Source organism: Pseudomonas monteilii, assembly GCA_001534745.1.
GTDB classification, from domain to species: Bacteria; Pseudomonadota; Gammaproteobacteria; order Pseudomonadales; family Pseudomonadaceae; genus Aquipseudomonas; species Aquipseudomonas alabamensis.
This window is the reverse complement of the sequence record CP013997.1, coordinates 2,563,710-2,584,234: the sequence shown is the minus strand read 5'-3', so window position 1 is coordinate 2,584,234 and position 20,525 is coordinate 2,563,710. Positions and strand designations below refer to the sequence as shown.

Below are 20,525 nucleotides of genomic sequence, written 5' to 3'. Positions count from 1 at the left end.
GTTACTCAGTTTCTGTGGCAAGACAATGAAAGCGCGACCCATGCACAGGGCATGATCGAACGGCTGTTCACTTTTTTCGACGATAACTCCAAAGTGCCTCAGGCATTGATTGCAAGCGAAGATGGTGACATAACGCGGAACCTCTATCGAAAACCGAGCACGCCAGGTCTACAAAATGGACATGTGGTTCCGACCATTTACCAAAACGCTACTGGCCTGTTGGTCACACGCTCGGATAGGGTGGATCGCTATATACGTCCGTTCGTTACCCGCGACGTTGAAGACAATCAGAATAAGAGCACTGATCTGGGTAAGTTATGGGAGTTTTACTGGAAACAGGACAAGGCATTCATAGATTGGTATGAAGCTGCCGAACATGTCAAGGGTGTCAAGTTTTCGGTAGATCCAGGCACCATGTCCACCACCTACTGGCAATCCCAACTGCCCACCTTGTGGAAGACCATCAGCAACCGCGGCCCGGGCCATTTCGAACCATCCCCCTGGCTGCCCGTGCGTTGGGCCGAACACCAGCTCAAAGAGTTCGACGCCGCGCCAGTGCTGGGCTACCTGCACCGCCCGATCAAGGTCTCGATGCAGGACGAAAACGGCCAGCGCCTCAAACCCGCCTTACAGGCCAAGGCCTTGCAAGCGGGCTGGCTCAAGGCGCTCGACACCTTGCCCGATGGGCAGAAACCGGTACGCGTGTTCTACGACACCACCGACAACACCGAAGCGGAAATCTCCCTGACCAATGCCTTGCACAGCCTCAATACCGATGGCCATGGCCTGGACGTGGGTAATGTGGAGGAGGGCTACGACATCGGTCGACGCCTGGGCAATACCGGTGTCAGCAGCGCGCTGGTGGAAATCAACCTGGCCACCATCGCCAGTTACCTTGATGGCGGCGCCAGTGCCGTGGTGTATGCCGGTAGTGACGGCAGCCTCACCGTGCAGATGATCAGCCCGCCCACTGAGGCACGCAAGGCGAAGAACGAGCAGAACCGCGGCGCTGATCCGTTCATCTATGGCCTCCCCGGTAACGGACCACCCCCGGCATGAGGGCTCCTATCTGCTTGGGGGACCCTACCAGCAGCGGTGGCAGTGTGATCTCATGCCAACTGGCTGGCACCCACACCCTCAACGGTAAAACGCCAGCGGTCATGGGCGACAAAGCCAGGTGCCCGCTCCACGGCGGGGTGTTCGCTTTCATCGAGGGGCATTCGAGCCGTCGCCTCAACGGTAAGCCTACGGTGCTGCAAGGCCATCGGCTGGCATGCGGATGTCAGGGTGTGGCCAGCCATGCGCTGAATGTGAGTGTGGCGTAGACATGGCATTTCGCGGCCTGAAGCCCGCCCTGGCTTGGGGTATTGCAGCGTTTGTCGGCTGGCTGGTGATCTTTGGCATGTGCTGGCGAGATAGCGCCCAGGCCTATGAGAGAGCTGAGAAGACCGCCCATGAGAAAGAAACAGAGGCCAGAATCGCCGAACAGCAAGCCATCCAAGGTAGGAGCTACGCCTTGGAGATTCGGGGGGTGGGGCTTGGATTACACCGAGACGGTCAGTCCGAAATCTGGCAGTTCATTAAGGAAAAAAACGACAACTTCGCTTCTATCTACTCGCAGGATGCGAAAGACTACGACCCGTCTTTAGACACAAGACGGATTTCCGCAGACATCAAAACCCGTATTGCTTTCAAGAGTTCGGCTGGTGAATCGGTGGCATATTGGCCTATCCCGGTGTTCGCGCTTGGGCCGCCCGATCCCAACGCAACAGGGTATAGAGCAGAAGGCTTGATTAATGAAGGGCGTAATGCCGCGACCTTGGGCGTTACCCAGTTCCTGTGGCAAGACGATGAAAACACGGCCAATGCACAAGGCATGATCGAACGGCTATTCGCGTTTTTTGATGACAACCTTAAGGTGCCTCAAGCCTTGATCGTAAGCCAAGACGGTGATGTGACGCGAGACCCGTTTCGTAAACAGGGTACTAGGGGGCTGCAAAACGGCCATGCAGTGCCGTCGATCTACGAAAGCGCGACTGGCCTGCTGGTCACGCGTTCGGATCGAGTGGACCGCTACATTCGCCCATTTGCTACCCATGACGCTGAAGACAATCAAAACAAAAACACGGATCTGGGTAAGTTGTGGGCATTTTACTGGAATCGGGATAGGGCATTTACAGATTGGTATAAAGCCGCTGAGCAGGCCAAGGGCGTTGAAGTCTCAGAAAACCCGAGCACCATGTCCACCGCCTACTGGCAATCGCAACTACCCACCTTGTGGAAAACCATCAGCAACCGCGGCCCGGGCGATTTCGAACCATCCCCCTGGCTACCCGTGCGCTGGGCCGAACACCAGCTCAAAGAATTCGACGCCGCGCCAGTGCTGGGCTACCTACACCGCCCGATCAAGGTCCCGATGCAGGACGAAAACGGCCAACGCCTCAAACCCGCCTTACAGGCCAAGGCCTTGCAAGCGGGCTGGCTCAAGGCGCTCGACACCTTGCCCGATGGGCAAAAACCGGTACGCGTGTTCTACGACACCACCGACAACACCGAAGCGGAAATCGCCTTGACCAACGCCTTGCACAGCCTAAACACCGATGGCCATGGCCTGGACGTGGGCAATGTGGAGGAGGCCTACGACCTCGGCCGGCGCCTGGGTAATACCGGCGTCAGCAGCGCGCTGGTGGAAATCAACCTGGCCACCATCGCCAGTTACCTCGACGGCGGTGCCAGTGCCGTGGTGTACGCCGGTAGTGACGGCAGCCTCACCGTGCAGATGATCAGCCCGCCCACTGAGGCACGCAAGGCGAAGAACGCGCAGAACCGCGGCGCTGATCCGTTCATCTATGGCCTCCCCGGTAACGGACCACCCCCGGCATGAGTACTCCTATCTGTCTGGGGGACCCCACCAGCAGCGGTGGCAGTGTGATCTCATGCCAATTGGCTGGCACCCACACCGTCAACGGTAAAGCGCCAGCGGTGGTGGGCGACAAGGCCAGTTGCCCGCTCCACGGTGGAGTGTTCGCTTTCGTCGAAGGGCACCCGAGCCGTCGCTTGAATGGCAAGCCTGTGGTGCTGCAAGGCCATCGGCTGGCATGCGGATGTCAGGGTGTGGCCAGTCATGCGCTGAATGTGAGTGTGGCGTAGACATGGCACTTCGCAGCCTGAAGCCCGCCCTGGCTTGGGGCATTGCAGCGTTCGTCGGCTGGTTGGTGATCTTTAGCATGTGCTGGCGAGATGGCACCCAGGCCTATGAGAGGGCTAAGAGTGCCGCGTATGAAAAAGAGATGGCGGCAAAAATTGCTGAACAGCAGGCCATTCAGGGTCGGAGCTACGCCTTGGAGATTCGAGGAGTGGGGCTTGGATTGCACCGAGACGGCCAGTCCGAAATCTGGCGGTTCATTCGAAAGAAGAACGACAACTTTGCCTCGATCTACTCGCAGCATGCGAAAGATTATAATCCGTCATTGACATCTAGAGAAAATGCCGCAGACATCATGGTCCGCATCGCATTCAAGAGTTCGGCTGGCGAATCAGTGGCGTATTGGCCGATCCCGGTCTTTGCGCTTGGGCCGCCCGATCCCCATGCAAAAGGATATAGAGCAGCAGGTCTGATCAATGAAGGCCGTAATGCCGCGACCTTGGGCGTTACCCAGTTTCTGTGGCAAGACGATGAAAGCACGGACCATGCCCAAGGCATGATTGAACGCCTGTTCACGTTTTTTGACGAGAACCCTAAGGTGCCACAGGCCTTGCTCGCAAGCCAAGACGGCGATGTGGCGCGAGACCCGTTTCGTAAACCAGGCACGCCGGGCTTGCAAAGTGGCCATGTGGTTCCAACGATCTACGAAAGCACGACTGGTCTGTTGGTCACGCGCTCGGACCGGGTGGATCGTTACATTCGCCCGTTCGCCACCCATGACGCCGAGGACAACCAGAACAAAAATACGGACTTAGGCAAGTTATGGGCCTTTTACTGGGATCGGAATAAAGCCTTCATGGACTGGTATAAAGCAGCCGAGCTTGCTAAAGGCGCTAAAGAGCCAGCGCTTAGGTACACCATGTCCACCACCTACTGGCAATCGCAACTGCCCACCTTGTGGAAAACCATCAGCAACCGCGGTCCAGGCGATTTCGAACCATCCCCCTGGCTGCCCGTGCGTTGGGCCGAGCACCAGCTCAAAGAGTTCGACGCCGCGCCAGTGCTGGGCTACCTGCACCGCCAGATCAAGGTCTCGATGCAGGACGAAAACGGCCAACGCCTCAAATCTGCCTTACAGGCCAAGGCCTTGCAAGCGGGCTGGCTCAGGGCGCTCGACACCTTGCCTAATGGGCAAAAACCGGTACGCGTGTTCTACGACACCACCGACAACACCGAAGCGGAAATCGCCCTGACCAACGCCTTGCACAGCCTAAACACCGATGGCCATGGCCTGGACGTGGGCAATGTGGAGGAGGCCTACGACATCGGCCGGCGTCTGGGCAGTACCGGCGTCAGCAGCGCGTTGGTAGAAATCAACTTGGCCACCATCGCCAGCTACCTCGATGGCGGCGCTAGTGCCGTGGTGTACGCCGGTAGCGATGGCAGCCTCACCGTGCAGATGATCAGCCCGCCCACTGAGGCACGCAAGGCGAAGAACGCGCAGAACCGCGGCGCTGATCCGTTCATCTATGGCCTCCCCGGTAACGGACCACCCCCGGCATGAGGGCTCCTATCTGCTTGGGGGACCCTACCAGCAGCGGTGGCAGCGTGATCTCATGCCAACTGGCTGGCACCCACACCCTCAACGGTAAAACGCCAGCGGTCATGGGCGACAAAGCCAGTTGCCCGCTCCACGGCGGGGTGTTCGCTTTCATCGAGGGGCATCCGAGCCGTCGCTTGAATGGCAAGCCTGTGGTGCTGCAAGGCCATCGGCTGGCATGCGGATGTCAGGGTGTGGCCAGCCATGCGCTGAATGTGAGTGTGGCGTAGACATGGCATTTCGCGGCCTGAAGCCCGCCCTGGCTTGGGGTATTGCAGCGTTTGTCGGCTGGCTGGTGATCTTTGGCATGTGCTGGCGAGATAGCGCCCAGGCCTATGAGAGAGCTGAGAAGACCGCCCATGAGAAAGAAACAGAGGCCAGAATCGCCGAACAGCAAGCCATCCAAGGTAGGAGCTACGCCTTGGAGATTCGGGGAGTGGGTCTCGGACTGCACCAAGACGGCCAGTCTAAAATCTGGCAGTTTATAAAGAAGAAGAACGACAACTTTGCTTCCATTTACTCGCAGGATGCGAAGGACTATGACTCATCATTGATGTCCAGAGAAAACTCCTCACGCATCAAAGTCCGCATGGCGTTCAAAAGCTCGGCTGGTGAGGCAGTAGCGTATTGGCCAGTCCCGGCATTTGCGCTTGGTCCCCCTGACCCCTATGCAAAAGGATATAGAGCAGCAGGTTTGATTAATGCAGGGCGTAATGCTGCGACTTTGGGAGTTACCCAGTTTCTGTGGCAAGAAGATGAAAACACGACCCATGCGCAAGTCATGATTGAACGACTGTTTACATTCTTTGACAATAATCCCACTGTGCCGCAAGCCTTGATTGCAAGCCAGGACGGCGATGTGGCGCGAAATCCCTATCGCGAACCCGGCACGCCGGGCTTGCAAAATGGCCACAGGGTTCCGGTGATTTACGAAAACGCGACTGGCCTGCTGGTTACACGCTCGGACCGAGTGGACCGCTATATTCGCCCATTTGCTATCCATGAGACTGAGGACAATCAAAACAAAAATACGGATCTGGGCAAGTTATGGGCGTTTTACTGGGATCAGAGCAATTTATTCGTGGACTGGTATAGGGCCGCTGAACATGCCAAAGGCACTAAGAAGTCTGTGCTCCCTTACACCATGTCCACCGCCTACTGGCAATCGCAACTACCCACCTTGTGGAAAACCATCAGCAACCGCGGTCCAGGCGATTTCGAACCTTCCCACTGGCTGCCCGTGCGCTGGGCCGAACACCAGCTCAAAGAATTCGACGCCGCGCCAGTGCTGGGCTATCTACACCGTCCGATCAAGGTCTCGATGCAGAATGAACACGGCCAGCGCCTCAAACCCGCCCTACAGGCCAAGGCCTTGCAAGCGGGCTGGCTCAAGGCGCTGGACACTTTGCCCGATGGACAAAAACCGGTACGCGTGTTCTACGATACCACCGACAACACCGAAGCGGAAATCGCCCTGACCAACGCCTTGCACAGCCTCAATACCGATGGCCATGGCCTGGACGTGGGCAATGTGGAGGAGGGCTACGACATCGGCCGGCGTCTGGGCAATACCGGCGTCAGCAGCGCGTTGGTAGAAATCAACCTGGCCACCATCGCCAGTTACCTCGACGGCGGTGCCAGTGCCGTGGTGTACGCCGGAAGCGACGGCAGCCTCACCGTACAGATGATCAGCCCACCCACTGAGGCACGCAAGGCGAAGAACGCGCAGAACCGCGGCGCTGATCCCTTCACCTATGGTCTTCCTGGCAGCGGCCCACCCTCGACATGAACCCTGTCGCCTGCTGATCATGTTGGCCATAATCGAGAGCCAAATCAGGAGGCCACGTTGTGAACCCCTATCTGAAAGAAGTCATTGACCTGCATGTGTTGATCGAGGCGCTTTTCGCTCGAGGAGAGCCCCGGATCGAATCGATGCTCGCGCGGTTTCATCCGGATTTTTCCATGGTCACGCCCACAGGGGTTCAGATCGATCGGCAGGCAGTGGAGCGATTGTTCACGCAGCGCTCAGAGACCCAACCGGGTTTGACGATCGAGCTGACCGACCTGAAGGTCCTGGAGCAGGGGGCAGGCAGCGCGACGGTGCTCTATCGAGAAACCCACCGGCTGCCTGCTCAGGCTCCAAAGACACGGATCTCGACGGCGCTGCTCATCCTTCAGGAGGGAGACGTGCTGTGGCGTCATCTGCATGAAACCTGGGCTGCCTGAACATTCTCGGCTGTGCGCCCTTGACCGTCCGCGGTGCGCTAGCGCTCAAGGGCATCTGAACGGCGAATGGCCTGCCGATCACTGGCAACGCGTGCTGTTCAGGGCATCGATGACATCGTCATAGGCTCTGTTGAAGTTCTTCGCATCGCGCTCGATGGGGTTGTTGATCTTCCAGGACAGTTGGCGTTGCTCGTCGTAGACGTATCCGCCCGTGCGGGCCGTCTCGATGGCTTCCCGGCCTTTGGCGATGAACTGGTTCATGCGGCTCAGCAGTACGGTACAGCTCGGAGACTGGTCTGTATTCTGCTTGTTCCAGCCTTCGATCATCTGCGCGACCTTGCCCAGGCGTTCTTCGAACGGCACGATCGACGCCTGTGATCCGGCAGACTCGAAGAAGTCCATGGACAGGCGAACCGCCTGCTTGGCGTATAGCACGAAACCCGCACGGTAATAGTCCTGCGAGTCCTTTTCAGCCTCGTCGAAGGCGTGCTGCACGTTGATTTCGTCGCGTTTGGCCAGGCCTTCATAGAACGTGGCCTGCGCGGTCGCAACACGCTCGAGCGCCGCATCCAGCGCAGGCTCCAGCTCCCTGGCCTTCTGTCCGCCATCGGCCAGGTAACCCTTGGAATCTGCGTAGTTGGAAAGGTCGCGGTGAAGGGGTTCGAGGGTTTCCAGCGCCGTCAGCATCGCGTTGGCCGGTTCGTCCAGTTCTGGCATGGGCGATGACAAGGCCAACGCCTTCTTCAGATTGTCTCGCAGTCCGCTGATGTCATAGGCGCTGAAGAGGCCATAGTCGGAGAGCTTGTCCTTCGACGCGAGTACCTTCGCGTAGTCGGCCCGGCGCTTTTCCCGTATCTCGGCAAAGTTGCCGCCGCGATTGGCGGCGTCGACATAGGCATTGTATTTTTCGATCTCGATCTGTTCGGCGCTCGGCGTGTGAGCGGCAGCCTGGCTGTGTGCAGCCGATGTCTCCCGAGAGGGCTGGCCGTCATCGCATCCTGCCAGCAGCATGCCTGCCGCGAGCATCGTGCCGAGCCATAGGGTTCTTGTGTGCATCGTGTTCATCCTTGTCATATCGATGGGGGATCATGGCTGGTGAATGGCCATCAGCCATGGCTGTAGGCTAGAGCACCAGGCAGGGGCAAACGTTCATGGGCCCTCGTGCCGAGATCGACCTGGACCGCTCGACAGCACAGACCGCTGCCCGGAAGCAGAAGGCGTGGCCGAATATAGAAGGCAGGGGCTGACGCGTAAACCCGTGAGCAGGCGGCACGGGTATCGAGCGGGGGTGCACGATCAGGGCTGGGTGGAGCGATACAGTCCGTTGAGCTGCTGGCAGGCGGCTTCTGCCTTGCGGCGATTCGCGAACGTCGGCGTCAAGCGTTGTTTGCCGTGGCAATCGTAGATGTCGAACGAGCCGTCTGTCATCTGCGTTGGGCGACGGATGTGTCGTGTGGATTCGTTACGCGGCGGCATTGCCGGGACAACAGCGAATCGGTATGGCATGTGTGGTGAACCCCCCTGAAAAACGGCGCAAGTATCCCAGTCGGGGATTGGATCCATCAACGAGCAGGGCGCTGACCACGACGAAATGAGTCGCGCGGCGTATCAGTCGTTCTTGCGGGTGAATGGGTGAAGAAAGGGGATGAACCCCAAGGACGGCATTGGCTGAGCGGCTTGTCGTTTCGCGTCCGAGCGCGGGTAGACCGCCTTGCCGAATCGGCATGGCACCGTCAGGTGGATAAATGAGTCGGATGCAGAGGCAGCAGCCTCATTTGCCATGGGTTTCGGAAGTGTTCCGAAAGGGTTTCGGAAAGGGCAGGCGTCTCGGCGTGTCTCGGGATCCGGATCAGCCCCGCCAGAAATGAAAAAGCCCTGAATCATCAGGGCTTTGAAGATGGCGGAAGCGTAGAGATTCGAACTCTAGGATAGTTGCCCATCGACGGTTTTCAAGACCGTTGCCTTAAACCACTCGGCCACGCTTCCGTGTACAGCGGCGGCAATCATACCCGAATGAAACAAGCTGTCAAACTCTCTCTGTCGACCCAGGCAAAGGCTCTGGTATGCTGCCTGCATCCAAATGTGTCAAACCTTGGACCATCTACCACAGGAGCGTCGCCATGCGCGAACAGGATTATGCCGTCAACCACGGCCAGCAGGTCGAGCAGCAGGAAGTCAGCCGCGTCCTGCGCAACACGTACGGCCTGTTGGCCCTCACTCTGGCCTTCAGCGGTGTCATGGCCTTCGTCGCCCAGCAGATGCGCGTCGGCTACCCGAACATCTTCGTGGTGCTGATCGGCTTCTACGGGCTGTTCTTCCTTACCGCCAAGCTGCGCGATTCGGCCTGGGGCCTGGTGTCGACCTTCGCTCTGACCGGTTTCATGGGCTTCATCCTCGGCCCCATCCTCAACCGTTACCTGGGCATGAGCGGGGGCGCCGAAGTCGTCAGCTCCGCGTTCGCCATGACCGCACTGGTCTTCGGCGGTCTGTCGGCCTACGTGCTGACCACCCGCAAGGACATGAGCTTCCTCAGCGGCTTCATCACCGCCGGCTTCTTCGTCCTGATGGGCGCCGTGATCGCCAGCTTCTTCTTCCAGATCAGCGGCCTGCAACTGGCGATCAGCGCCGGCTTCGTGCTGTTCTCGTCGGTGTGCATCCTGTTCCAGACCAGCGCGATCATCCATGGCGGTGAGCGTAACTACATCATGGCGACCATCAGTCTGTACGTTTCCATCTACAACCTGTTCGTCAGCCTGCTTCAGCTGTTCGGCATCATGGGCAGCGACGACTGATCTTCACGGTCGTTCCCGGCATGACTCGAAAGGGGCGCTTGGCGCCCCTTTTTCATGGGTAGGGCGCTGGCGATCAGTAGGCGTGCAACTGGACGCCATCATTCCTATCGTCCTACGTAGCACACCGTCCGATTTTCCCTACCCCAATGGCACCTCTGGCCGTAGAATGCGCGCCTCTTTTCCACGGGCAGAGTGTTTTCATGAGTTCCATCGCGCGCAGGTCAGCCACGGGGTCAGGCCCCCACGACAACGATGAACTGGTGCTGGGGCTGGACGACAAGCCCAGGCCGCTGATCGCCCTGCTGGCGGCCTTGCAGCACTTGCTGGCGATCATCGTGCCGATCGTCACGCCCGGTCTGCTCATCTGTCAGGCATTGGGCGTCCCGGCCCGTGACACCAACCTGATCGTGTCGATGTCGCTGATCATTTCGGGCATCGCCACCTTTGTGCAGTGCCGACGTTTCGGTCCGTTCGGGGCCGGTCTGTTGATCGTGCAGGGCACCAGCTTCAACTTCGTCGGCCCCCTGATCGCCGGCGGTGCGCTGATGGTCAAGCAAGGCACGCCGGTGGAAGGGGTGATGGCGGCGATCTTCGGTGTCGTGATTGCCGGTTCCTTCATCGAGATGGCAGTGTCGCGCATCCTGCCGTTCATCAAGCGGTTGATCACCCCCCTGGTGACGGGCATCGTGGTGTTGATGATCGGGTTGACCCTGATCAAGGTAGGGTTGATCAGCATGGGCGGCGGCTTCACGGCCATGGGCAACGGCACCTTCGCCAACGGCGAGAACCTGCTGCTGTCGGGCACTGTGCTGGCGATCATCGTGCTGCTCAACCGTGTGCCGGTCGTCTGGATGCGCAGCTGCGCCATCGTCATCGCGCTCGCCACGGGCTATGCGCTGGCCGGTTACCTGGGGCGACTGGATTTCACTGGCATGCACGAAGCGGCCTGGGTTCAGGTCCCGATGCCCCTGCATTTCGGCCTGGGCTTCTCCTGGGCACTGTTCATCCCGATGCTGGTCATCTACCTGGTGACTTCGCTCGAGGCCATCGGCGACGTGACGGCAACCAGCAAGGTCTCGCGCCAACCTGTCGATGGCCCGGTCTGGATGCAGCGGATCAAGGGCGGTGTGCTGGTCAATGGCGCCAACTCGCTGTTGGCCGGGTTGTTCAACACCTTTCCCAGTTCGATCTTCGCCCAGAACAATGGCGTGATCCAGCTGACCGGGATCGCCAGTCGCCATGTCGGCCTGTGGATCGCCGCGATGCTGGTGCTGCTGGGGCTTTTCCCCAGCGTGGCCGGGGTCATCCAGGCCGTGCCGGAGCCTGTGCTCGGTGGCGCGGCCATGGTGATGTTCGGTGCGGTCGCCGCCTCGGGCATCAATATCCTCGCCAGCCTGTCCCTGGACCGCCGTGCGCTCTTGATCATCGCCGTTTCGCTGGCACTGGGCCTGGGTGTGGCGCAGGTGCCGGAGTTTCTCGCGCACATGCCGTCTGCCTTGCGTGATGTGTTGGAATCCGGGGTCGCGACGGGCGGGCTGTGTGCCGTCATCCTCAACTGGTTCCTGCCGGAAACTTCGCAACGGGCGTGATCATCGTCACCTCCGGCTTTCGTTCGTCCCCGCCTCGGATCAGCTGAGGCGGGCGGACTTTCGTCTTTCGCATTGGTTCAACCGGCTGTCCGAATTTTTCGCCAGACGTGCGTTTTATCGAAGGGCTGTCACGTGGCTTGCGCTACTGTGTGGGGTAGTGGCAAGACCTCTACAACGAAAGTCGCAGGAGCGCTGGCATGAGAATTCGCGGGGACCTCTTCTGGTCGTGGGCCGATCCAACGCTCCATCATCGAACGCACCCTGAAACCCTGGTCGACGGCACTACCCTCGATGTCCAGGTACGCCTGTCGCGCGGCGGCATCACGCAGGTGTTCATGGGGATCTATGCTGCCTCAGGCATGGCCTTGCACGAAGAGGCGTACAACGAGCGCCCGGGGGAGTCGATGACGCGTGCACTGGCCAATGCGGTTGCCAAAGCGCGCCAGCTGGCCTTGCAGCACGCTTGTGCGGGGCCCGTGCGGGTGAACCAGTCGACACCGTTGGCACTCCAAGGCGGGGTACCCCTTGGAGGTTGAGCACCATGGACAAGCACACTGGCAGTACGGATCCGCAACACAAGCCGGGTGAAGTCGAGCGTGATAACGACGCTTCGCGCTCCGGCACCAGCGAGTCGGACGACGGCAAGACCACCGCGCAACAGACAGGACGCCGCGAAGGCGACAAGCCTGAACGCACCTGAACCCCTGCACACGTACCTACCTTCTGATGCCAGCACACGCTACCCACTGATGGTGGGTAGCGCCGTGCTGTGCATCCCGTTCAGAGAGCAGTGGCGCCAGCCCTGGCACCATCGGCCATCTGATATGGTTTTTTCACCCAGACCTGAATCTGTAACCGTATCAGTTGGCGTTGGATAATGACCCCACACCGAACATGGCGGATCCCAGATTGAACCGATCTGCACATGCCTCGGCCCCTTTTGTTTCGACACACTGTAGAGGTCACCATGGGCAAGCTAGCGCTGTTTCTGGGCGGTTTTCTGATCCTGACGCTGTTGATCGGCCTGCTGGGCACGATCCCACCGGGTTGAGTGAAGGCAAGGCAATCACGTACGCTGCACCGAGGCCGCCGAGCAATTCACTCGAACCCTGTGCGACAAGTCGTTCATTTGATTGGAATCTGTCCACAGAAAACGTGGGTAGGTCTGTGGATAACGGCCTGTAAGCTAAGGCCCGCGCGGCCTCTGTTGGTTTGAGCAGAATTTGACCAGCGCGAGCAGCATCTGTCTGACGGCCAGCGAGTCGTTTTCCACGCTACTGGCCACTTTCGAACCTACAGCATCGACTCCGTCACCTGCCGAGCACGCTCGGTGCGGTTACGGCCCAGCGCCTTGGCACGGTACAGCGCATGGTCCGCCTGATCGAGCAACTGATCCAAGGTCGGCGAGACCTCTCCCACCGCGCAGCCGTCGTAGCCGATGCTCACGGTGATGCGCAGTTGCTTGCCCCCATGGTGCACGGGCATGGCGCGTACCGTGCGCAGCAGGCGCTCGGCGGTGAACCTGGCCTGTTCCGGCGACAGGCCGGGCAGGGCGATGACGAATTCTTCGCCGCCCAGCCTGGCCAGGATGTCCTCTTCACGCAACTGCTCCTGCAGGACCTGGGTGAACAGCCTCAGGACTCGGTCACCGGCGGCATGCCCATGTTGATCGTTGATCGACTTGAAATGGTCGATGTCCAGCATCATCAGCGTGATCGGTGAAGCATGGGCATGTCGCCGGCGTTCTTCGAGCAGGCGCGTGGCCCGCTCGGTGAAGGCGCTGCGCGACAGCGCGCCGGTCAGGTGATCCAGGGTCGCCTGCCGCTGCAGACGTGCGAGCAGCCCCCGATTGGCATGGCTGACACACGCCACCACCAACGGCCCCAGAACCAGCATGGCGATGCCCAGACGCGCCGATACCAACGTGTTGACCGCAGCCTCGCGCCCTGGATAGCCATAGTGCAGCAAGGCCTGCGCCACCGCGATGATCAGGGTGCTGCCTGCCAACAGCGTCAACAGCGCGACCAAGAAGGGCGAGTAGATCAAGGCGCACCAGAGCAGCGCGGCGATCGGAAAAGCGATGGCGCCCGGGCCGCCGACCAGAATACCGACGGCCAGCGACGCCAGCAGCAAGGCCAAGGGCATCAGGCGCACCGGCGGTGTGTCCACGCGGCGGGTCCAGTCGCCCGCGGGGCAGGTGAGCAGTGCCGGCATCAACAGGATGGCTGTGGAGAACTGCTCGCTGAACCAGTCCAGCCAGGTACTGCGCAGTGGCTGGTCGAACCAGATAAAAGCCGCGACGCAGGCCAGGCTCGCGGCTACCCCGGCCGCCGCTGCACTGGCGCCACACAGGTTCAGTACCGCATAGGGTGTACCCAACTGGCGGTGGGCTCGGGCCACGCGTGCCAGGAGGGCCCAGCCGGTCAGGATCGCACCCAGGTTGCACAGGTTGTACCAGGCGGCCGGCAACCATTGACTGCCACAGGCCAGGTCGGCGCCGACCATGGCCGTGTACATCAGCAGGAACCCCAGGGGCGTGGCCGGTCTCGGGTAACGCAGCAGCACGCCGATCAGCACGGCATTCACCGGCCAGAACAAGGACAGCGCCTCGATGGGACGCGCGAGGATACCCGCCAGGGTCAGGACGAACGTCAGCGCCGTAAGGGCCGGGTAGGGAAGCAGGCGTGAAAGGGCTGGAGGCACCATGAGCGTGTCCGGCAAGCGAAAGTCCGCGCCCAGGCCTCAAGGGCGGGCGCTTGGGACGGCATGCTCGGGAGTGTGTGCAACCTGCTGGTTGATGTCAATTGGATATTATTGATCGATCAATCCCTGTTTCATGGGCCCAAGGCCGGCTCGAAAGCGAACAGCCAAGGCACCATCAGGACCGCCACCAGCATCACCATGAGCGTGAAAGGAACGCCCACTTTGACGAAATCGACGAAGCGGTAACCGCCGGGTCCCATCACCAGGGTATTGACCGGGGAAGAGACCGGCGTCATGAAGGCGGCCGAAGCCGCCAGCGCCACGGTCACCGCGAAGGGCTGCGGTGCCAGCCCGAGGGTGGTCGCCAGGCTGACCGCTACCGGCGCCATCAGCACGGCGGTCGCGGTGTTGGAGATGAACAGGCCGATGGTCGCGGTCAGGGCGAACAGGCAGGCCAGCAGGACGCGAGGGCTGGCGTCGCCCAGCACCCCGACCAGCCCAGTGACGGCCAGGTCGATGCCCCCGGTTTTCTGCAGCGCGGTGGCAAAAGGCAGCAGGCCGACGATCAGGACCAGGCTCGGCCAGTGAATCGCCCGGTAGGCACTGTCAAGGTCCAGGCAGCGTCCGGCGCCCATCAGCAGGCAGCCGATCAAGGCCGCCAGTACGTTGGGCACCAGCCCGCTGACCATCAACGCCACCATCACCCCCAGACTGAACAACGCCTGGGGCGCGCGTGCGCGGGCAGGTGCCACCTGCTCGATCTCGACAGGCAGGCTCAGCACCAGAAAATCCTTGGGCCGGGCCTGGAGCCGTCGAATCGCTTTCCAGGGGCCGACCACCAGCAGGGTATCGCCCATGCGCAACGGGCACTCCACCAGATGGTCGGTGAGCGCTGCATGCTCGCGCCGCAGACCGGTCACGTGCAGCCCGAATCGGCTGCGAAAGCCCAGGCTCAGCACGCTATGGCCGATCAGGCATGATCCGGGCGGCAAGAGCACTTCGGCCATGCCGATGTCCTGGGAATGATCGATGAAGTAGGCCGCCTTGAACCGCAGCGGTTCGAGGCGCTGCGTCTGGCACAGCGTGGCCAGGGCGTCGGTAGCGCCGAACAGGTCCAGCAGCAGGACATCGCCTGCTTCGATGCGGGTCGTGGCGTCGGCGGCCTTGATGCGCGTGGTCAGGTGCTGTTGGCGCTCGATGGCGATCACAGTGGCGCCCTGGCGAGTACGCAACTGCAACTCACCCAGAGTATGCCCGACCCAGGGCGAATCCGGCGCGACCCGCAGGCGACGTTCACGGCCGCTCAGGGCGTAGTCACGGACCAGGTCGAGCAGCGTGCGTCTGCCCGGCGTGCCTTGCGCACACGGCTTGGGCACAGGCAGAAAGCGGCGTGCCCAGAGCAGATAACCGATACCCATCAGCAGGATCACCAGCCCGAGCGGCGTGAGGCTGAAGAACCCCAACCCTGTATGACCCTGGCGAACCAGTTCGCCATGCACCACCACGTTCGGCGGTGTCGCCACCAGGCTGAGCATGCCGCTGATCAACCCGGCGAAGCTCAGCGGCATCATCAGCCGGCCTGGCGCCAGCCCGATCCGCGCGCACAGGCTCAGGACCACGGGGATGAACAGCGCGACCACGCCCGTCGAACTCATCACCGAGCCCAGGCCGGCCACCGCCAGCATCAGCAGGATCAACAGGCGGGTCTCGCTATGACCGGCACGCTCGCTCAGCCAGAGCCCGATCCGGTAGGCCACCCCCGTTCTGACCAGGCCTTCGCCGATCACGAACAGCGCGGCGATCAGCACCACGTTCGGGTCGCCGAAACCGGCCAGGGCCTGCTCGACGCTCAGCACACCGGTCAAGGGCAAGGCCATCATCGCCAGCAGCGCGACCATGTCCATGCGCGGTCGGTTGGCCAGGAACAATCCGATCATGATCGCCAGCAGACCCAGCACGCTCAACAGTTCGTGATTCATCGACACGGGTCATCCCAGGCACCGGCGACCGGCAATGCCGCACAGTGTGGCGGGTCGCTGTCGACCTGGCATTGACCCAGTGCAACGGATCGGCCGCGAGCGACACAATCCGTGAGGCGGCCCTCAGGCCAGGTAGCCGCCGTCGACGTTCAGCACTGCGCCGGTGGTGTAGCTGGACGCTTCGCTGGCCAGGTACAGCACCGCGCCGGCCATCTCGCGCGGGGCGGCCACGCGCTTGAGCGGAACACGCTGCAGCACGCTGTCGAGGATGGCCGGCGTATTGACCAGTGCCGATGCGAAGCGGGTGTCGGTGAGGCCCGGCAGCAATGCATTGCACCGGATGCCCAATCCTGCGCACTCGTTGGCGAAGACCTTGGTCATGTTGATCACCGCCGCCTTGGTCATGGAGTAGACGCCCTGGAAAGCACCGGGCGAGACGCCGTTGATCGAGGCCACGTTGATGATGCTGCCGCCACCGTGTTCGCGCATCAGCTTGCCGGCCTCCACCGACATGAAGAAATACCCACGGATGTTGACGTCCACGGTCTTCTGGAACGCGCCGAGGTCGGTGTCCAGCACATGGCACATCTGCGGGTTGGTGGCCGCATTGTTGACCAGGATGTCGAGCCGACCGAAACGCTCGCGCACCTGGGTCATCACTTGGCGAATCTGCTCGGGGTCGCCGATGTGGCAGGCCATCGCCGTGGCGCGACCACCGGCGGCGACGATGGCCTCGGCGACCTGTCGGCAGGCGTCCAGGTGCCGGCTGGACACGATGACCTCGGCGCCCTGGTCCGCCAGCAGACGGGCGATGGCCTCGCCGATGCCGCGGCTGGCCCCGGACACCAGGGCGATCTTGCCCTCCAGGTCGAACAGCGTGGTTCTGGGCATGGGTGTCTCCTTGTGGATGTCGCCCAGAGTCTAGACGTGCGTCCGACGATAGCCACCCAAGGGCCCGTGCCCGGTCGTCATCTGCTACGATCACACCAGCCCGCAGGGGGTCTATGGTGCATACGCCGAGGCGAGACGAAAAATCGAATGGATCGTATCCGTGACAAGGGCCTGTCCACTCGCAACCAGCTGATACGCCGGCTGATGCTGGCGTTTTCCGGTCTGTTGATCGTGATGCTGGTGGTCGTGCTGACCTCGCTGTATCGCCTCGCCGGTTCGTTGGACGAACGCGAGGTCCAGGTCAGCCGCTTCCATGCCGAGTCGACACTGACCCAGCTGGAAAAAGCCGAACGCGCCTATGTCACAGGCCACGCCGTCTGGCAGGCGGCCTACGACCATCTGTCCCGCACCGTGGACACACGCTGGGCCTTCGGCGAAGACAACATCGGCACCACGCTCTTCAGCGAAGACGGCTACGAAGGGGTGTACGTGCTGGACGATGCGGGGACGCGCTACGCCGTGGTCGAAGGGCGGCTGAGCAATGACAGCCTGTCTCGACGCAGCGCCCAGGCGCCGACGATCCTGGCAGCGGCCCGTCGGGCAGCGCTGCAGGAGGAGGCTGCCACGGGCTACCTGCTGTACGAAGGACGCCCTGCCTTGTTCACCGCCTCGGTGATCAGCCCGCCAGCCTCGACCGCCGCACTGCCGCCGGCCAGTGCCGTGCTGACCTTCATCCGTGTCCTGGACGATGACCTGCTGGCCACGCTCGGTCGTTCTGCGGGGCTGGAGGGCGTGTCGTTGTCGAGCCAGGCGCCGGAAGGCTCGGCTGCCGACAGGCTGCCGTTGCCCGGTAGCGGGCACTGGCTGACCTGGCAGGTCGCCCAACCCGGCCAGGCGCTCGTGCATGCCGTCGGCATCCCCCTGATCCTGGCGATCCTGCTGATCGCCCTGATCCTCGCCGTGCTGGGTCGGTATGCCCTGCGCGTCAGTGCCAGCATCGATCGCGGCCAGCAGCGGCTGGCGGCGTCGAAGGCCGCCCTGGAAACCAGCGAGGCGCGCTTCAAGGCCATCGCCGAGTCCGCTTCCGACTGGATCTGGGAGACCGACCCGAGCCTGCGGCTGATCTACCTGTCCAACCGCTTCACCGAATTGACCGGGCTGGACACGGCTCATTGGTTGGGCAGACCGATCACCGAGCTGCTCGACTGCAACACGGGCGAACTGGCCATCTGGCTGCGCGAGCTGGGCAGTTCCGGCGAGCCTGGCGTGTTGCGTTGCGGCTACCGCGACCATTCGGGCGCACAGCGCATCTGTCGTATCTCGGCGCGGGCCATTCCCGCCACCGATCAGTGCCAGGGGTTCCGGGGCACGACCACGGACATCACTGATGAAGTCGCGGCCCACGCGCAGATCCAGCACCTGTCCCTGCACGACGCCCTGACCAACCTGCCCAACCGTAACAAGCTGTACCGTCACCTCGAGCACCTGGCGCACGACGAACCGCCCGAGTTGGCGGTGGTGATGCTGGACCTGGAGCAGTTCAAGCTCATCAACGAAGGCATTGGCCATCCCGCCGGCGATGCCGTGCTGCTGGAGGTGACCGAGCGACTGATGCAGACGACGCGCGACGGCGATCTCATTGCCCGGCTCGACGGTGACGAGTTCGTCATCGTGCTGGTCAAGCCAGGCCAGCGGCCCGAACTGGATCGCTTCTGCACCCGGATCATCGACAGGGTGCGCCAGCCGATCCTGTTCGAGGGACGCACCGTGCAGGTCGGGGCCAGCCTGGGGGTGGCGCTGTCGAGCGAGCAGGGCGGCACGCCCCTGGAGCTGCTGCGTTATGCCGACATCGCCCTGGACACCGCCAAGCGCGAAGGCCACAACACCTGGCGCTATTTCTCCGGTGCCATGAGCACGGCCTTGCTGGACAAGCGTCTGCTGCAACAGGAGCTGCGCGACGGGATCGCCCACGGTGAGCTGCGCCTGCATTACCAGCCACGCTTTCGTGTGGACGGCGTCACGCTCGAGGCGGTCGAGGCGCTGGTGCGCTGGCAGCACCCGGTGCGCGGTCTGCAAGCGCCGGATGCGTTCATACCCCTGGCCGAGGAATCCGACCTGATCGTGCTGCTGGGCAACTGGGTGATGCGTGAGGCCTGCGAACGCGCCCGTGCCTGGCCACTCGAAGTCACGGTGTCGGTGAACCTGTCGCCTGCACAGTTCAGCCGCAGTGACGTGGTGCGCGATGTGCACGACGTGCTCATGGCCACGGGGCTGCCGGCGCGCCGGCTGGAGCTGGAGATCACCGAGAACGTGATGCTCAACGACGTCGAAGGCGCGCTCCACACCATGCAGGCGCTCAAGGAGCTGGGGGTACGCTTGAACATGGACGACTTCGGTACCGGCTACTCGTCCTTGGGCTACCTGCGCACCTATCCTTTCGACGGCATCAAGATCGACAAGCGCTTCACCCAGGCGCTCGGCAAGAGCGCCAGCGACCGCTGCGTGGTGCAGGCGATCATCAACCTGGGCAATGCCATGGGCATGACCGTCACCGCCGAAGGCGTGGAAACGCCTGAACAGCTGGCGCTGCTGGCGGAAGATCACTGCCACGAGGTGCAAGGGTACCTGTTGAGTCGGCCGGTCGAGAACGACGTGCTGGTGCGCTTGATGCAGGCGCAGCGAAGCGTGCGCTGAACGCTGCCCATGCCGGGTAGTGCGGCTTTTCGATCCCGGCCTTTCTTGTCGATCCTTCAGCAACGGCGTATAAACTGCATCCTTTTGCCGGTCGCTTCCTGAACCGGCCGTTGAACCTGAGAGAGTCGACATGGGCGCACAGTGGAAAGCCAAACATAAAGAAGCCGCAGCCAATGCCAAGGGCAAGATCATGGGCAAGCTGGCCAAGGAAATTCAGATCGCCGCCAAGAATGGCGCCGACCCGGACATGAACCCGCGCCTGCGCCTGGCCGTGGAGCAGGCCAAGAAGGCCTCGATGACCCGCGAGACCTTGGAGCGCGCCATCCGCAAAGGGGCCGGGCTGGACGGTGACACCGTGCAGTACACCGCAGTCACCTACGAAGGTTTCGCGCCCCACCGCGTGCCGCTGATCGTCGAATGCCTGACCGACAACGTCAACCGCACCGTGGCCGAGATCCGCGTGGCCTTCCGCAAGGGCCAGCTTGGCGCCAGCGGTTCGGTCGCCTGGGATTTCAACCACGTCGGCTTGCTCGAAGCCACCCCGGACAGCCCGGACGCCGACCCGGAAATGGCGGCGATCGAGGCCGGTGCCCAGGATTTCGAAGCGGGTGAAGAGGAAGGCTCGACGCTGTTCATCACCGACACCACCGACCTCGATGCGGTCCAGAAGGCATTGCCCGAACACGGCTTCACCGTGACTTCGGCGAAGATCGGCTACACGCCGAAGAACCCAGTCAGCGCCGCCAGCCTCAGCGCCGAGGCCCTGGCCGAGGTCGAAGCGTTCCTCGAGGCCATCGACCACCACGATGACGTGCAGAACGTCTACGTCGGTCTGACCGAGTGATCGACAGCGGGGTGGGGCAGGCCAAGTCCTGACCCGTCCCCGTGCGCGTGCCACCGACGGGC

Annotated in this window: 15 protein-coding genes and 1 tRNA gene; 11 read left to right on the top strand and 5 right to left on the bottom strand. The window is 61.9% G+C overall.

All coding sequences use genetic code 11. From position 1 onward, the window contains the following. Positions 1–240: 240 nt before the first annotated feature. The 6 genes from APT63_11035 to APT63_11010 all read left to right on the top strand — a co-directional run bounded on the left by APT63_11035 (position 241) and on the right by APT63_11010 (position 6,971). The gene (locus tag APT63_11035; GenBank protein ID AMA46119.1) at positions 241–1,059 is read left to right on the top strand and encodes a hypothetical protein; all 819 of its coding nucleotides are present in this window, start codon (positions 241–243) and stop codon (positions 1,057–1,059) included. A 1,006-nt stretch (positions 1,060–2,065) separates the two neighbouring features. Then, complete coding sequence (locus APT63_11030; protein ID AMA47864.1) at positions 2,066–2,884, top strand: hypothetical protein; 819 nt, start codon at positions 2,066–2,068, stop codon at positions 2,882–2,884. Between the two features lie 1,006 nt (positions 2,885–3,890). Next, positions 3,891–4,709 (top strand): hypothetical protein, encoded by an 819-nt coding sequence (locus APT63_11025; protein AMA47863.1) that lies wholly within the window; start codon positions 3,891–3,893, stop codon positions 4,707–4,709. A gap of 14 nt (positions 4,710–4,723) precedes the next feature. Beyond that, the gene (locus APT63_11020; protein AMA46118.1) at positions 4,724–4,975 is read left to right on the top strand and encodes a hypothetical protein; all 252 of its coding nucleotides are present in this window, start codon (positions 4,724–4,726) and stop codon (positions 4,973–4,975) included. A 740-nt stretch (positions 4,976–5,715) separates the two neighbouring features. Beyond that, on the top strand, positions 5,716–6,534 hold the full coding sequence (locus APT63_11015) for a hypothetical protein (GenBank protein ID AMA47862.1): 819 nt from the start codon (positions 5,716–5,718) through the stop codon (positions 6,532–6,534). A 59-nt stretch (positions 6,535–6,593) separates the two neighbouring features. Next, complete coding sequence (locus tag APT63_11010; protein ID AMA46117.1) at positions 6,594–6,971, top strand: hypothetical protein; 378 nt, start codon at positions 6,594–6,596, stop codon at positions 6,969–6,971. A 78-nt stretch (positions 6,972–7,049) separates the two neighbouring features. On the opposite strand, the gene APT63_11005 is transcribed toward APT63_11010, so the two are convergent. Together APT63_11005 and APT63_11000 are read right to left on the bottom strand one after the other, a co-directional pair. Then, positions 7,050–8,027: a hypothetical protein gene (locus tag APT63_11005; GenBank protein ID AMA46116.1), complete on the bottom strand. Its 978-nt coding sequence runs from the start codon at positions 8,025–8,027 to the stop codon at positions 7,050–7,052. Between the two features lie 842 nt (positions 8,028–8,869). Next, positions 8,870–8,957: transfer RNA gene (locus tag APT63_11000), tRNA-Ser, on the bottom strand. Positions 8,958–9,091: 134 nt separating this feature from the next. Between APT63_11000 and APT63_10995 the strand changes: the two genes are divergently transcribed. The 3 genes from APT63_10995 to APT63_10985 all read left to right on the top strand — a co-directional run bounded on the left by APT63_10995 (position 9,092) and on the right by APT63_10985 (position 11,888). Further along, the gene (locus tag APT63_10995; protein ID AMA46115.1) at positions 9,092–9,763 is read left to right on the top strand and encodes a hypothetical protein; all 672 of its coding nucleotides are present in this window, start codon (positions 9,092–9,094) and stop codon (positions 9,761–9,763) included. 200 nt (positions 9,764–9,963) lie between these two features. After that, a complete protein-coding gene (locus APT63_10990; protein AMA46114.1) occupies positions 9,964–11,352 on the top strand; it encodes a xanthine permease XanP in 1,389 nt (462 codons plus the stop codon). Between the two features lie 197 nt (positions 11,353–11,549). Next, positions 11,550–11,888 (top strand): hypothetical protein, encoded by a 339-nt coding sequence (locus tag APT63_10985; protein AMA46113.1) that lies wholly within the window; start codon positions 11,550–11,552, stop codon positions 11,886–11,888. A gap of 757 nt (positions 11,889–12,645) precedes the next feature. On the opposite strand, the gene APT63_10980 is transcribed toward APT63_10985, so the two are convergent. The 3 genes from APT63_10980 to APT63_10970 form a co-directional block, all read right to left on the bottom strand. Next, positions 12,646–14,073 (bottom strand): diguanylate cyclase, encoded by a 1,428-nt coding sequence (locus tag APT63_10980; GenBank protein AMA46112.1) that lies wholly within the window; start codon positions 14,071–14,073, stop codon positions 12,646–12,648. 113 nt (positions 14,074–14,186) lie between these two features. Continuing rightward, positions 14,187–16,034 carry a citrate transporter gene (locus tag APT63_10975; GenBank protein AMA46111.1) on the bottom strand — a complete coding sequence of 616 codons (1,848 nt, stop codon included), beginning with the start codon at positions 16,032–16,034 and terminating at the stop codon, positions 14,187–14,189. Between the two features lie 123 nt (positions 16,035–16,157). Then, on the bottom strand, positions 16,158–16,925 hold the full coding sequence (locus APT63_10970) for a short-chain dehydrogenase (protein ID AMA46110.1): 768 nt from the start codon (positions 16,923–16,925) through the stop codon (positions 16,158–16,160). A gap of 147 nt (positions 16,926–17,072) precedes the next feature. Here APT63_10970 and APT63_10965 point away from each other — a divergent pair, with 147 nt between their 5' ends. Together APT63_10965 and APT63_10960 are read left to right on the top strand one after the other, a co-directional pair. Next, positions 17,073–19,619 (top strand): histidine kinase, encoded by a 2,547-nt coding sequence (locus APT63_10965; GenBank protein ID AMA46109.1) that lies wholly within the window; start codon positions 17,073–17,075, stop codon positions 19,617–19,619. A gap of 130 nt (positions 19,620–19,749) precedes the next feature. Further along, the gene (locus APT63_10960) at positions 19,750–20,463 is read left to right on the top strand and encodes a transcriptional regulator (protein AMA46108.1); all 714 of its coding nucleotides are present in this window, start codon (positions 19,750–19,752) and stop codon (positions 20,461–20,463) included. Positions 20,464–20,525: the final 62 nt, after the last annotated feature.

Excerpts from the sequence above, each read along its gene's own strand:
- APT63_11005 (AMA46116.1), bottom strand. The coding sequence starts at position 8,027 with ATGCACACAAGAACCCTATGGCTCGGCACGATGCTCGCGGCAGGCATG.
- APT63_10995 (AMA46115.1), top strand. The coding sequence starts at position 9,092 with ATGCGCGAACAGGATTATGCCGTCAACCACGGCCAGCAGGTCGAGCAG.
- APT63_10990 (AMA46114.1), top strand. The coding sequence starts at position 9,964 with ATGAGTTCCATCGCGCGCAGGTCAGCCACGGGGTCAGGCCCCCACGAC.
- APT63_10985 (AMA46113.1), top strand. The coding sequence starts at position 11,550 with ATGAGAATTCGCGGGGACCTCTTCTGGTCGTGGGCCGATCCAACGCTC.
- APT63_10975 (AMA46111.1), bottom strand. The coding sequence starts at position 16,034 with ATGAATCACGAACTGTTGAGCGTGCTGGGTCTGCTGGCGATCATGATC.
- APT63_10970 (AMA46110.1), bottom strand. The coding sequence starts at position 16,925 with ATGCCCAGAACCACGCTGTTCGACCTGGAGGGCAAGATCGCCCTGGTG.
- APT63_10965 (AMA46109.1), top strand. The coding sequence starts at position 17,073 with ATGGATCGTATCCGTGACAAGGGCCTGTCCACTCGCAACCAGCTGATA.
- APT63_10960 (AMA46108.1), top strand. The coding sequence starts at position 19,750 with ATGGGCGCACAGTGGAAAGCCAAACATAAAGAAGCCGCAGCCAATGCC.